The following is a 13,222-nucleotide window of genomic DNA, read 5'->3' on the forward strand; positions in this document are numbered from 1 at the left end:
GTGGCGTCCTCCGAGGGCCGTTTCTTGCCGGAGGCGATGACGCTTCAGGCTTCAGGCTGCGTCAAGATGTCGCACGATGTTACGACTTTCGTTGACTGCTCGCTAGCGGAACATTGCCATTCGCTCGGTTCGATAGGCCGCGCATGCTGCGGCGCGCTGAAAGCCATTCCTGCGTACGGTTCGTCTGCAAAACGCCTGCGCTCGCGCGAATGGGCGCCCGTTGCCAGCGGCCTCAGGGGTGCCAATGGCGCGTTAGAAATAGTGTTGTTTTTCAACTGCGTACGCGGACATAAAAGATAAAAAAATAAGTTGGCATGGATAGGATTGCTAGTCTACTAGTGGAAGCCTATGCTGAACATGTCACTGAAGAAATACCCGAAGTTTCGCTCGGATCTTTACCTCTCCCATGATGGTCATGGACGGTATCTCAGAAGAATATTTAAAAAGTTCCATTCGCAAGCACTGTCCATCGAATCGACAGGAGGTGAGCAATGAAAGCATCGCATCAAAGCGTATATGTTCGCCAGCATGATTCCGGACTGCCAGCGTATACCAAGCTTCTGGTCCACGAAGATCGCCGCCAGGTTCAGGACGAACGCCTCTTGCAGGGAGTGGAAGAGGCTGCAATCGACCGGCGTGACGAGGATGCATGGGCGAGCGAGGGCGGTACACCGGCCGCCGCGCGGGACGATGCGAGCGGTCCGAAAGATGATGTCGACATGCAAAGCGCGGGCACATTGATCAATGTGAGACGCTATCCCAGGGACTCCGGCATGTATGAAGGCGTGAGGTTCGTGAATGGAAAAGTAATATCATGACATCGTGCTAGATTCGCTCTCCTCAGCGTTTCGACTGAATATCGATGGCTGCCGAGAATCCAACATTCATTGCGTGATGAATGCTTGACGAGGCCACCATGAAAAAAGCGACCGAATACCTTGCCGATAGAATATTGAACCTCGCATACACGGCTTATCCTGACGAAGCCAGCATGGATATATTGTCGCAATTCTACGATAAAGCGCTGGTGGTTAAATCGGCACTTTATTTAGAAGAGAAAAGACTCATCTTCGCTACTTATCGTCGACGCATCGGTAATAATCACGACAGCTGCTATGGCGCGCGATTGACGACGATGGGTTATCAGCACCTCAGCCAGTTCACCTTGCAACCTCCTTCGTCAGTGCCCGCCGGTGCTGCCGACCTGGTCTTCACCCAGAGCCTGTCCAAGTTCGAGCTCTCTCCTTTGATTCATCCGCGGGGCAAGACGCTGGAGATTTGATTTCCCTCCCAGCGGATGAAGGCAACCCTCTGCGCTTTACTTCAATCTCATGGGCACGGGCTCGCGCCCATGCCTTTGCACGCCATCGATCATTCGCTCTCCTCGGGCAGCACGATGGCGAGCCGATGATCGCCGCCATCTAGCGGCGCGCTGACCCTTCCATGCACGCAGGCTATCGACTGCCCATCGAGCTGGGCCGAGTGGCGTGCATCGCTTTTTTGTCGCGACACCTCCACTTCATAGCTGGTCGAGGCGATTCGCAGGGTCGCGGTGAATCCTGGCCAGGTCGGCGGTATGCAGGGTGCGACCACCAGCCGATCGCCTTTACGGTGGATGCCGAGGATGCCCTCAATGCCCGCGCGATACATCCAGCCGGCGGCACCGGTGTACCAGGTCCAGCCGCCGCGGCCGACGTGCGGGGCGACGGCGTAGACGTCGGCGGCGATGACGTAGGGTTCGACCTTGTAGCGCTCGGTCGCCTCCGGGGTGAGAGCATGGTTGATCGGGTTGAGCAGCGAGAACAGCTCACTGGCCTTGGCGGCTTCGCCGAGGCGGCAATAGGCCAGGACCGCCCATATCGCGGCGTGGGTGTATTGGCCGCCGTTCTCGCGTAACCCCGGCGGATAGCCCTTGATGTATCCGGGGTCGAGCGCAGTGGCATCAAACGGTGGGGTGAAGAGCAGCGCGATGCCGTCATCGTGGCGCACCAAGTGCCTGCCGACCGAGGCCATCGCTTCTCGAGCACGCCTGGGGTCAGCGGCTCCCGACAGCACCGCCCAGCTCTGGGCGATCGAATCGATCCGGCATTCTTCGCTCGCCGCCGAGCCGAACCAGCGCCCGTCATCGAAGGTGCCGCGGCGATACCACTCGCCGTCCCAGCCCCGGCGCTCGATCGCCTCGCGCACTGTATTCGCGTGGTTCTTCCAGCGTGCCGCGCGCGCGGGGTCGCGAACCTCCGCATAGGGGAGCAGGAGCTCGATCGCAGTGATCAGCAGCCAGCCCAACCACACGCTCTCGCCCTTTCCACCCACACCTACCCGGTTCATGCTGTCGTTCCAGTCGCCGGTGCCGATCAGCGGTATCCGGTTCTGGCCGGTGAGCGCGATGCTCTGGTCCAGTGCTCGTGCGCAATGCTCGAACAGCGAAGCGGACTGCTCGGCTATCGTCGGTTGGAAGAACGCCTCATGTTCGTCTTCGCCCAGCTCCGGCCCGTCCAGGAACGCAAGCGTCTCGTCCAGGATCGCGACATCGTTGGTGCAGCCGATGTAGCTGGCGGTGGCGAAGGCGAGCCAGACCCTGTCATCGGAGATCCGCGTACGTACGCCCTGGCCCGAATGGGGCAGCCACCAGTGCTGCACATCGCCCTCGGGGAACTGCCGCGAGGCCGCGCGCAGGATGTGGGCCCGCGCCTGCTCTGGTTCGGCGAGCATCAGCGACATGCGATCCTGCAACTGATCGCGAAAACCATAGGCGCCACTGGCCTGGTAGAAGGCCGAGCGCGCAGTCAGCCGGCAGGCTCTGGTCTGGTAGGGCAGCCAACCGTTGAGCAGGATGTCCATCGCTCGGTCGGGTGTCTGCACCTGTGTCGTGGCGAACAGTCGCCGCCAGTCGTCACTGACCTCTTCGAGCGATGCATCGAGGTCTGCCTCGCGATAGCGCAGGATGAGTGCGCGGGCCTCGTCGGCCGAGTCGGATTGGCCGAGCAGCGAGACGACCTCGACGCTCTCGCCGACCTCGAGCTCGATCACGCATTGCAGCACCGCGCAGGGATCGAGGCCAGCGCCGAGCGTGCCGGAGAGCGGGGCGTTGCCGAGCAGCGCCGCGGGCGCGTCGGGGCCGCTGTTGCGACCGAGAAACTCGGTGCGATCGGCGGTCCAGCTCGACTGCCGTCCGCCGAGGTCGGCGAAGGCGACCCGTGATGAGAACGGAATACTCCACCGGTTGCGCGCCAAGAGCGCCCCGGTGGACGCTTCGCACTCGGTGACGATGAACGGTGCCGAGGTGCCCGACGAAGCCCCCAGCAGCCACTGTGCGTAGCTTGTGACCGAAATCCGGCGCCGTGTCGATGACAGGTTGCGCAGCGTCAGCCGCGAGACCTTGATCGGGTCGTGCAGCGGCACGAATTGCAAAAGCGTTGAGCCGATGCCATGGGCCTCATGCTCGAAGCTGCTGTAGCCGAAGCCATGGCGGGCGACATAGACTCCCGTGTTGCGGATCGGCCGCGCCGTCGCGCACCAGAGCGTCCGGTCGTGTTCGTCGCGCAGATAGAGCGCCTCGCCCGCAGGGTCCTCGACCGGGTCGTTGGACCAGGGCGTCAGCTGATTTTCGCGGCTGCTCTCGGCCCAGGTGTAGCCGCTGCCCTCCGCCGAGACCTGAAAGCCGAAGCCTGGGTTGGCGATCACGTTGATCCACGGCGCGGGGGTGGTGCGGCCATCGGCGAGAATGGTGACGTACTCGAGGCCGTTGCGGTCGAAACCGCCGAGGCCGTTGAAGAACTCGAGTGCCTGGGATTGCACTATTGGCCGCTGCCGCGTCGGCTCCAGTTTCGGCTTGCAGCGCGGCACCGGCGGCAGCCGCCTGGGCGGAGCTACGATCCGCAGCAGCTGGTCGCCGATCGGGCCGCTTCTCGCCATCAGCGAGACCCTGGCGCAGGCGCGTAGCTGCGCCTGGAAGGCCGCGCTGAGCATGTCGGCGCGCAGCGCGTGGACTTCGCCCCGGGCCATAGGCTCCTCGACGCGTGGTCGCGACTGGCTGCGGCGCACCGCGACCTCGATCGCGATCTGCAATTCCTGCATGTAGGAGGAGGTGCGCTCGTTGACGATCACCAGGTCGACGTCGAGGCGCTTCATCCGCCAGTACTCATGCGCGCGCAGGAGCTGGCGCACCTGGGCGATGTCCTCGATGTCGTCGATATGCAGCAGCACGATGGGCAGGTCGCCGGAGATGCCGTGGGCCCAGAGCTCGGACTGTTTGTCGATGCCCAGGGCGATGGTCGCCACGGGCGCACGGAAGCGTGCATCGGGGTATACGATCGGCGCCGCCAGGCGCTGGAAGTCGGCCGCCTCCTCTGAATCGATATCCAGATGGCGCAGCTGCACCTGCGCCTGGGTCCAGGCCAGGGTCCTGGCCCGGGCGAAGGCGCTGCGGTCGTGGTGCTTGTCGATCAATCCCAGCAGTTCTTCCCGGGTCGATGCGACCACGGTCCAGAACGAGATCCTGGCCACCTTGCCGGGGGGGATCTCGATGCGCCGGCGCAGCGAGAAGATCGGATCGAGCACGGTGCCAACGGTGCCGGACAGGGGCTGTCCTTCGACGATCGCCAGCGCGCTGGAGAGGCCGCGACCCCGGCCGATGAAGCGCCTTCGGTCGGATTCGTACTGCGGCGGCGCGCTCGGCTTGCCCTCCATCACTGCGAAATGGCCGGCCCAGACGCGTTGCTCGTTGGCTGCGCGCGGGCGTCGGGTGGCGATCAATGCGCCGCTGTCGGCGAGATGCTCGGTCTCGACGAACATCTTCGAGAACGCCGGATGGGCGGCGTCGGCGGCAGGCAGGGCGAGTACCACCTCAGCGTAGGAGGTCAGCTCGAGTTCGCGGGAGTGCCGGCTGGTATTGGTCACCGACAGTCGGCGCACCTCGGCGTCATCCTCGCCCGAGACCATCACTTCGAGCACCGTGGTCAGACCATGGGCGCGGTGTTCGAAGCTCGCCTGGTCCTCGGCGAAGACCACCTTCCGCTGGGCTTTGTCCCGGCCCCAGACGTGACCGCCGGCCGACCAGACGCGCTGTTCGCGGATATCGCGCAGGAAGACGAAGGTGCCGAGCTCATCGCGGGTCGGATCCTCTCGCCAGCGGGTCACCGCCAGCTCCCGCCAGCGGCTGTAGCCCGCGCTGGTACTGGTCAGCATCACCGCGTAGCGGCCGTTGGAAAGCAGGTGGGTGAGCGGGGCCCCCGGGACCGGCGCGACATGACGACGTACCACCGGCGTGTCCTGCCCGGCTGCGCCGGCGGAGATTTCCAGCGCCTCGGCCCGCGCCCGTTCGATCACCACTTCCCGTGGCACCCGCTCCTGCAGCAGCAGCTCGGTGGCCTGGATCATCGGTTCGCGGTGGAAGCGGTCCCGCATCCGCCCGCCGTCGAGAGCGTTGGCGATGGCGACGATGGTCATCCCCTGGTGGTGGGCCATGAAGCTGCCGACGATCGCGACCTTTTCTCCTTCGGGCACCCGCGTGCGGGTGAAATCGAGGGCTTCGAAGAAGCCGTAGCGGCCGAGCGCACCGAGTGCGGCGAGGCGCTGGTAGTTGCGGTGCGCGCCGCGTGGATCGACCATCGTCGCCAGCCCGGTCGCGTAGGGGGCGATCACCAGGTTGTCCGAGAGCCCCCGATTGAGGCCGAGCGAAGGGACGCCGAAGTTCGAGTACTGATAGGTGAACTCGATATCGCGGGCGTTGTAGGCCGACTCCGAGATTCCCCATGGCACCCCGTGGGCATGGCCGTACTGCGCTTGGCGGCTGACCATCCAGCGGTTGCTCTGTTCGAGCAGGCTGCCGAGCGAGTCACGCAGTACAAGCGATGGCATCAGGTATTCGAACATCGAGCCCGACCAGGAGATCAGCGCCACGCCGCCGCCGATCGGAATCGCCCGGCGGCCGAGGCGGAACCAGTGCCGGGTCGGCGCATCGCCCTTGGCGATGGCGAACAGGCTGGCGAGCCGGGCCTCCGAGGCCAGAAGGTCGTAGCGGCTGGGGTCGAGCTCGTCGCTGGCGACCGAGTAGCCGATCGAGAACAGCTCCCGCTCGGTATCGAACAGGAAGGCGAAGTCCATTTCCAAAGCGAAAGCACGGGCGGTGTCGGCGAGCCTGCCCAGGCGCCGCTCCAGCGCCTTGGGCGGGTCGGAGCAGTGATGGCGGTCGCGCTCTCGTTCGATCAGTCGCCGTCGCAGCGCCTCGACCCAGAAGCGAACGTCTTCGGCTGCGCCATCGTCGCCGTAGGCCGCCAATCGATGGGCCGCCTCGCAAGCGCTATCGGCCCGCTGCGCCAGCAGCGGCCAGGGCGTCTGATCGTCGGCTCGCAGCTGCCCCAGGTCGAGTTCGAACGCATCGAGTGCTGCGACGAGACGAGCTTCGGCCGCGCTTCGCAGCTCGCTTTCGCGATCGTCGATCTCCTCCGCGCCATGGTTCGCGGTGACCTGGGCGGAAAGGCTCGTGCGGGCCAAAGCCAGGGCGTCCTCCAGGGCGTGGCGGATCTCGACCGGGGATACGGGGCGGTGCCATTCGGTGCAGGCGTTGGCCAGTGCGATCAGGTGGCCGGCAAGGTTGCCGCTATCGACGGTGGATACGTAGGCGGGAGCGAGCGGCGCGAGGGTGCGCGTCTCGTACCAGTTGAACAAGTGCCCCCGGTGTCGGGCCAGCCCGTGCAGGGTGTCGAAGGTCTTCTCGACCCGCTCGATGGTCTCGAGGGTACCGCTCCAGCCATAGTCCCGCGCGGTGACGGCGGAAAGCAGATAGAGCCCGATGTTGGTCGGCGAGGTGCGATGGGCGACCACCGCCTTGGGCATCTGCTGGAAATTGTCCGGTGGCAGGTTGTGACTTTCGGCGGTGACGAAGGTTTCGAAGTAGCGCCAGGTGCGGCGTGCGATGCGACGCAGGTCGCGTCTCACCAGTGCCGATACCTCGAGCTCTCTGCGTCGCGCCGGGGTACGGCTGGCCCACCATGCCGCGGCTGGAGCAATCAGCCATCCGAGCAGGAAGGGGAGCGCCAGCGGCCAGCTGCTCGGTGTCCAGGCGAGTGCCACTACCGTGATCGAGAGCCCCAGCGCCGCGCCACCGGCCATTTGCCGGTACTGCTCGACCAGGTTCGGGCGCGCCCGGCTCTGGGTATGCGCCGAGGTGGTCCATTCGAGCAGGTGGCTGTGGGTCACGAACAGGCGGATCAGGGTGCGCACGATGGCGTCCACTGCCCGCCAGGCGCGATCGGCGAGCAGGATCGCCGACAGTACCGCACGCAGCGCGGCGAAGCCGAGCTCGCCACCGAGGATGGTGAGATGGTGGCGCACACTCACGGCAGTGCGCGGTGGCATCACTGCGGAGAGGCTGGGCAGGGCGATCGGAATCATGATCGCCGCGAGCAGCCAGGCCACGCCCAGCGCCGCTGCTGGCAGCGGCAGCAGCCAGCTCAGGCCCAGACAGGCCAGCATCATCGGGGCGATCAACGAGCGGCGCAGATTGTCGAGCATCTTCCAGCGGCCGATCGGCGCCAATCCACGACCGAAGGCCCAGGGCAGCAGCTGCCAGTCGCCGCGGATCCAGCGGTGCTGGCGCTTGGCATCGACGTCGTAGCGCGACGGGAATGCTTCGACCAGTTCGATGTCCGAGGCAATCCCGGCGCGGGCGAAGATACCTTCGAACAGATCGTGGCTGAGCAGGGTGTTGTCCGGCACGCGTCCGTGGAGCGCGGCCTCGACCGCATCGACGTCGTAGATGCCCTTGCCGATGAACGAGCCCTCGCCGAACAGGTCCTGATAGACGTCCGAGATCGCCGAGGCATAAGGGTCCATGCCGCCGGGCGCGGAGAACACGCGCTGGTAGATGGAGCCCTGGCTTGCATCGGTCAGCTCGGGGGTGACACGTGGCTGGAGAATCGCGTATCCACGTTCGATCCGCTGCTGATCTTGGCTGAATCGCGCACGATTGAGCGGATGCGCCATTTTGCCGATCAGCCGCTGCGCGGCGTCCCTCGGCAGGCGGGTGTCGACGTCGAGGGTGATGACGAAACGTACTCCAGAGGGGAGACGCTCATCGTTGGCGGCATCGAGGACGAAGGAGGTATCGGTAGCGCCGCGCAGCAGCCGGTTGAGCTCGTGCAGCTTGCCGCGCTTGCGCTCCCAGCCCATCCAACGCTGTTCGCTCGGATTGAAGATGCGTCGGCGGCGCAGCAGCAGGAATCGGCTGCCGCTGGGGCCGGGGCCGTGGCGCAGATTGAGCCGCCGGATCTCATCGACCGCGGTGGCGAGGATGATGCTCTCGTCCTCGAGCGTCTCGCGGTCCGCATCGGTGCCATCGACCAGCAAGGCGTAGTAGAGCTCGCCGCCGGCGCTGGCGAGGTGGTGCACCTCCAGACGGCCGATCTGTTCGAGCAGGTCGGTGCTGGTGGTCAGAAGCGTCGGCACCGCCACCAGGGTTCGCAGCTGCGGCGGTATCCCGTCCTTCAGCTCGAGCTCCGGCAGCGCGCGGTGGGCGAGGCCGGAGGCGACCGCGCGGTTGACGACCGCTGTCGCCACTTCGCTCGCCGGCAGCAAGCCGAGCAGCGCGAACGGCAGCCACCAGGCGGGGCCGACCCCCAGCGCCGAGAGCCCCCATATCGCGAACCCTACCCACGCCAGGGTGAGCAGCGCCAGTGCGCCGACGTAGCCGGTGATGCCTAAGTTGAGTGCCACTCGCCGAGCGCGCAGATACAGCGGCGGCCTGAAGCCGATACGCTGTTCCAGCGCCTTGCGCCCTTCGGCGAGCAGATGGTAGCCGGGGTCGCTCCGCGCTGGGTCGTCGTCGGCCTGGCGCTGGGAAGCTTCCAGCACCTGCTCGACGATCTTGAGTTCGCTTTGGGCCGAGCCGCGGGCCAGCGATTCGATCGCGCCGCGGTAGGTATCGCGGGTGGGAAAGTCCATCTCGGCAAAGCCGCCGTGCTCGCGCAGTCGTGCATCCACCAGGCTCATACGCTCGAACAGAGCGGACCAGTCGACGCCTGAGATCGCGCGCATGCTGGTGATCACGTTGCGCACGCTGACGTAGGAGGCGCCCAGGCGCTGCTGGGCATGCTGCACCGCGAGCTCGACCGAACTGCCCTGGCGGCCCAGCCGCTCGTCGAGCCAGCCGAGCGCGGGCATCTCGTTGGGGTCCTGGCCGCGCAAGCGCTTGGCGAGCTGGGCGGCGAACCGCTCCGACAGCCGTCTCCCTTCATGCAGGGAGATTTCCTGTGCGAAGGCGGCGCTCGCCTGCGTTGGGTCCAGCAGTTGGTCGGCCAGGGCATCGGCGGCGGCGCGCGCTTTCCTGCCGGAGGTGATCTGGTCGGCCAGGCGGCGCAGGTTCTCGAGCAGCACGATGCGCAGCGTGATCGCCAGCGCCCAGAGTTCGCCGATGGTCAACGGTACTTCCCGCTGGTAGGCGGCGACGAAGCGAGTCAGCGCCTCGGGGTCGAACTGACTGTCGGTGTGGGCGACGAATGCCCAAGCGATGCCGAATACGCGCGGATAGCCGATGAAGGGGCCTTCCGCCAGTTTGGGCAGCTGTCGATAGTAGCCAGGGGGGAGGTCAGCGCGGACCTCGTTGATCTGTATTTCGATCAGGGAAAAGTTGTCGAGCAGCCATTTCGCTGCGGGAACGATGGTTCGGCCTTGCTGGATCTCGGTGGCACTGGCGCGGTAGGTGGATAGCAGCTGACCGGCATTGTCTTCCAGGCGCGCTTGCAGCGGCAGCACTGGTGGGGGCCTTGCCATCACCGATTGGGCGATGGCAAGGCTCTGGCCGTGCTGTTCGAGGCGCTCGGTGCTGAACAGCTCCTCTCGTATCGGCGCCTCGTCGTTCCATGGCGGCTTGGCCGATGCCGGGCGCCGGCTGTGGTGCGCCTCTCCCCAGCTTTTGCGCTGCCAGGCTCTGACGGTGGCGGTCAACGAGAAACGATCCATATAGCGGTCACCTATGGCTGAGCGGAGATAAGGAGAATCGAGGCGAGATCGTGGGAGGGCTTCGCGATCGTTGACCGTTGTGCGCGGCGCCTTGGCGGCTGGTGATCCTTTCCGCTGGATTGCTTTCAGTCTGGTCAATGCCACTGCCGACTGCCAGCGGATGCACGGAGGCCAGCCGGGCATGCGTTGTTTTCATTGCATATTATTTTGTTATGCTTTGGTCGCATTCGCCCATGGAGTTGGCATGGGCAGCGGCGCCCGGATGAGCGTGCCCGCTTCGACCTATGAGGGGTGGAATGAATCGTGCGGGCCTGGAACGATGGCCAGCGAAAGGGAGGTGGTAGAGGTGTGCCGAGCGCGTCAGAAGGGCATGAAAAGATGCGTCCAGGTTCCTCTCATCTCATCGGGATTACAATCAAAAAGCGCCGGCCTCACCGGCCAGGCTTTGCATTGCGATCTTCCGCGACTTGGCTGGCGGATTCTGCGAGGCAAGAAAACCCCGGAGCAGATGGCTGAGCCGCCTTCGATAGTGTTAGCTGCATGGCGCAATGATCAGCTCCCCGTTACTCTGGAACAAATCTACGAGGAGGAGTCGATGAAGAAACTCACGGCATACGCGTCGGTCGCCCTGGTCGCAGCTCTGGCCAGCCTGCTGATTCAGGGCTTCGTCGAGCTCACTTTCCTGCCGCGCTTCGTGCTCACCTTCGGGGTCATTGGGCTGTCCTGCTACATTTCCTATAGCCTGCTTCGCGTCCGCCCGGGTAATCGCTGATCCAGGCTTCCGGCGCAGTCGCTGATGCCCAGACGCCGTCCGGCGGCGTCGCGCATTCGGGTAGAAACCCTGTCGGCGATGCCCAGGCTTTAGGCCTGCTCCCCCTTTCAAGATCGATTGCCGTGCCCACGCTGCGGGAGTGCTGGGTGTCGCTCTAGGATGGCGATGTGGTCGAAACGATGAGAGGTGATGATAGTGGGAAAAGTAGGGACGATGAGCGGGGCGCGGTGAAGGGCGAGAAGAAGTGAAAGAGCAGTGCGTGGAGAAATGCGAGGAGAAAATTGGGGGCATCCCTGCCCGCTATTGCTCCCTGGAGGGCACCGTAGCAGAACCTGAAGTTTGAGCAACGCTTAAGAGGGCTGCGTGCACTAAAATACACGCTTTTTACATCGTGAAACGCCGGCGCGAATACCCTGCGCCGGCGCCTTTTCATACTAACGGCTTAAAAATTTTCAACGAAGCGTTTCAGTGCAATGAGCCCGGGTTCGTTTCCTCCAGGGTCTTGCGCAGCGCGGCCTTCAATCCCTGGATCATGCCTTCCGCCTGCTGGGCGGATAGGGCAAGGAGAATGGGACCAGCACCAAGATCGAACTTCAGGGCTACGGTACCAAAGTCGGTGGAGCCAACGTCCCAGGTGCCGACGGGATGCAGGTTTTCATTCGGCATGGCTGCAATCTCCTATCGTTGGAAAACTTCGGATTTGCGACAAGCCCTGCACATATTCGACGCCAAACCGATGGACGCCGAGCCTCGTTTCATCAACTGATGCGACGACGAAAGTATGGGCGGGGCGGCATTGACTGTCCAGCATGTCGCTTGCGATCCATAAGGAGGGGGGTTCAGCCGTCGAGCCGATGCCTGGGCGAAAATGACCTTGGCGCGAGAATCGGCAGGCTGGGCAGGCGCCGGCAGGGCCTTTGCGGGTCACCGGCGATGGGTGCTTGCGGAAGGATCAGTTCGAGGGGGCGATCGATCGCCCCCGGAGGCGATGGCGCTGTGGTGGAATCATTCATCCGCATGAAAGAAGGCGGTACTCAAAGAGGATTCTCCTGCTCATAGTCCGCACAGGCGCGTTCGGCTTCATCGCGGCTATCGAATTCACCGATCACTACCTCTCCATCGCCCTCGACGGCGATCGCGATGAAAGTGGGCGAGCCGGGGTGCAGCTCGTTGGGGTCGATCCTGGTTCTCTGCGTCATGTTCAGTGTCTCCTTTGGGGGTTCGAGAAGAGTCCATGGGCCTGGGCGCTTGGTGCGGAATTCATGGCTACGCTCTTGAGGGTAGGACGGCTGGCTCTGTGATGCTAAGTTCGCGCGATCCCCGGCGGATTGGCAGGACAAGAGCGGCCGGGATGAAAAGGCCACAATGGCCGGTCCTCCGGCCATGGGATGAGGCGGGTGGCATCGGCGGCGGACCGTTCGTTTCGACAGGAGCAGTTGATGATTCTTTCGCGCACATTGAACGTCATCGTCGCCACGCTTTTACTGGGCGGCTGCGCCTCGCTCGATCGCGGCGACGGCTCGTTTGGCGCCAACACCGGGTCGCACTGGGTCAGTGCGACCAACTATCGCGACTTTCGCTCCCGCGCTGAGGCGCTGTGTCCCGAGGGCTACCATGTGAGCAGCCGGGACCGCGATGGTCCCTTCGATTGGAGCGCCCATATCCAATGCAGGCGCTGAAGGATCAGTGCGCTGTCATCGTTTGGAAACATTAACGCAACATTCCGGCGCCAGACTCTCGTCGATGTGCACTCGACAGGATCCTGGATCGGGAGACCAACGTGATGATTACCAGCGATATGATTTGGCGGGCCGAGCGTGAGATCGCCGAGGGATCGGTGGAAGGACCGGAGCTTGCCTGGTTGGGAGAGCGGCTGGTGGCGCTCGAGCGCCAGGCCTCAGCGGTGGGGATGGCCGAAGAGCGTCGGCGTGCCGGCGTCAGCGATGAACTGGCGACCTGGGCAGTCGATGCCTATCGTGCCAGCTGAATGCGACTATGCCGCCCCGCTCGCCGGGGTGGCTCGTGAGTCGCCTTCGAACCTTGGGTCAGTGTGAGTTCGGGGTGTGTTTCTTGGCCGCCGCCGCATGCGTGCCGGCCTCTCGTCCGCCGCGCCCGGCGAATACGGTCCAGACACCGAAGCCCACCAACAGTGGCGCGATGATCCAGATCAACGCCCATACGCTTATACCGACCATTTCCATTTCCTCCACCCGGTACTGAACTTAAATCAAGATTACGCCGCCGTGGGTGGAGGTGCCGTCATTCAATGGTCGTAGGCTCGACATTGCATGACGACCACCACGGCGTCCCATAGGGACGCCGTGGTGGTCGTTTTTGATCCGCCTTTGGGAATGGCTACGGCTTGCCAGGCAAGCCCTAGAGGGTCAGGGCGAGTGCCAGTGCGAGCACTCCGAGAATCGTCAGACTCAACGTATTCCAGGGTTCATCGGTGTGTCTGCCGTCGTTGCGTGCTGCGAACATGTGCGATGA

The 13,222-nt window shown here is 64.2% G+C and carries 9 protein-coding genes; 5 read left to right on the forward strand and 4 right to left on the reverse strand.

The features are described 5' to 3' along the window. Positions 1-491: 491 nt before the first annotated feature. Together A5892_RS04580 and A5892_RS04585 are read left to right on the forward strand one after the other, a co-directional pair. The gene (locus A5892_RS04580) at positions 492-818 is read left to right on the forward strand and encodes a hypothetical protein (protein ID WP_064121797.1); all 327 of its coding nucleotides are present in this window, start codon (positions 492-494) and stop codon (positions 816-818) included. 98 nt (positions 819-916) lie between these two features. Beyond that, a complete protein-coding gene (locus A5892_RS04585) occupies positions 917-1,282 on the forward strand; it encodes a hypothetical protein (RefSeq protein WP_150123485.1) in 366 nt (121 codons plus the stop codon). Between the two features lie 89 nt (positions 1,283-1,371). On the opposite strand, the gene A5892_RS04590 is transcribed toward A5892_RS04585, so the two are convergent. After that, positions 1,372-9,960, reverse strand: coding sequence for a GH36-type glycosyl hydrolase domain-containing protein (locus A5892_RS04590; protein ID WP_064121799.1), 8,589 nt, complete (start codon positions 9,958-9,960; stop codon positions 1,372-1,374). 70 nt (positions 9,961-10,030) lie between these two features. Here A5892_RS04590 and A5892_RS04595 point away from each other — a divergent pair, with 70 nt between their 5' ends. After that, positions 10,031-10,732: a hypothetical protein gene (locus tag A5892_RS04595; RefSeq protein ID WP_150123486.1), complete on the forward strand. Its 702-nt coding sequence runs from the start codon at positions 10,031-10,033 to the stop codon at positions 10,730-10,732. A 465-nt stretch (positions 10,733-11,197) separates the two neighbouring features. Here the strand turns inward: A5892_RS04595 and A5892_RS04600 are convergent, their stop codons facing one another. Then, positions 11,198-11,398 carry a hypothetical protein gene (locus tag A5892_RS04600; protein WP_027351289.1) on the reverse strand — a complete coding sequence of 67 codons (201 nt, stop codon included), beginning with the start codon at positions 11,396-11,398 and terminating at the stop codon, positions 11,198-11,200. A 368-nt stretch (positions 11,399-11,766) separates the two neighbouring features. Beyond that, positions 11,767-11,931 (reverse strand): hypothetical protein, encoded by a 165-nt coding sequence (locus A5892_RS20430; RefSeq protein WP_155834396.1) that lies wholly within the window; start codon positions 11,929-11,931, stop codon positions 11,767-11,769. Between the two features lie 240 nt (positions 11,932-12,171). On the opposite strand from A5892_RS20430, the gene A5892_RS04605 reads away from it, so the two are divergent. Continuing rightward, positions 12,172-12,411, forward strand: coding sequence for a hypothetical protein (locus A5892_RS04605; protein ID WP_064121801.1), 240 nt, complete (start codon positions 12,172-12,174; stop codon positions 12,409-12,411). A gap of 101 nt (positions 12,412-12,512) precedes the next feature. After that, entirely contained in the window at positions 12,513-12,719 is a 207-nt protein-coding gene (locus A5892_RS04610) for a hypothetical protein (RefSeq protein ID WP_150123487.1), read from the forward strand. A gap of 58 nt (positions 12,720-12,777) precedes the next feature. Here the strand turns inward: A5892_RS04610 and A5892_RS20435 are convergent, their stop codons facing one another. Beyond that, the gene (locus A5892_RS20435; RefSeq protein ID WP_190295655.1) at positions 12,778-12,927 is read right to left on the reverse strand and encodes a hypothetical protein; all 150 of its coding nucleotides are present in this window, start codon (positions 12,925-12,927) and stop codon (positions 12,778-12,780) included. Positions 12,928-13,222 lie beyond the last annotated feature (295 nt).

This window comes from Halotalea alkalilenta, from assembly GCF_001648175.1.
GTDB lineage: Bacteria > Pseudomonadota > Gammaproteobacteria > Pseudomonadales > Halomonadaceae > Halotalea > Halotalea alkalilenta_A.

Bases quoted from the DNA above. Each gene is read 5' to 3' on its own strand.
- A5892_RS04580 (WP_064121797.1), top strand. From the start codon at position 492: ATGAAAGCATCGCATCAAAGCGTATATGTTCGCCAGCATGATTCCGGA.
- A5892_RS04585 (WP_150123485.1), top strand. From the start codon at position 917: ATGAAAAAAGCGACCGAATACCTTGCCGATAGAATATTGAACCTCGCA.
- A5892_RS04590 (WP_064121799.1), bottom strand. From the start codon at position 9,960: ATGGATCGTTTCTCGTTGACCGCCACCGTCAGAGCCTGGCAGCGCAAA.
- A5892_RS04600 (WP_027351289.1), bottom strand. From the start codon at position 11,398: ATGCCGAATGAAAACCTGCATCCCGTCGGCACCTGGGACGTTGGCTCC.
- A5892_RS20430 (WP_155834396.1), bottom strand. From the start codon at position 11,931: ATGACGCAGAGAACCAGGATCGACCCCAACGAGCTGCACCCCGGCTCG.
- A5892_RS04605 (WP_064121801.1), top strand. From the start codon at position 12,172: ATGATTCTTTCGCGCACATTGAACGTCATCGTCGCCACGCTTTTACTG.
- A5892_RS20435 (WP_190295655.1), bottom strand. From the start codon at position 12,927: ATGGTCGGTATAAGCGTATGGGCGTTGATCTGGATCATCGCGCCACTG.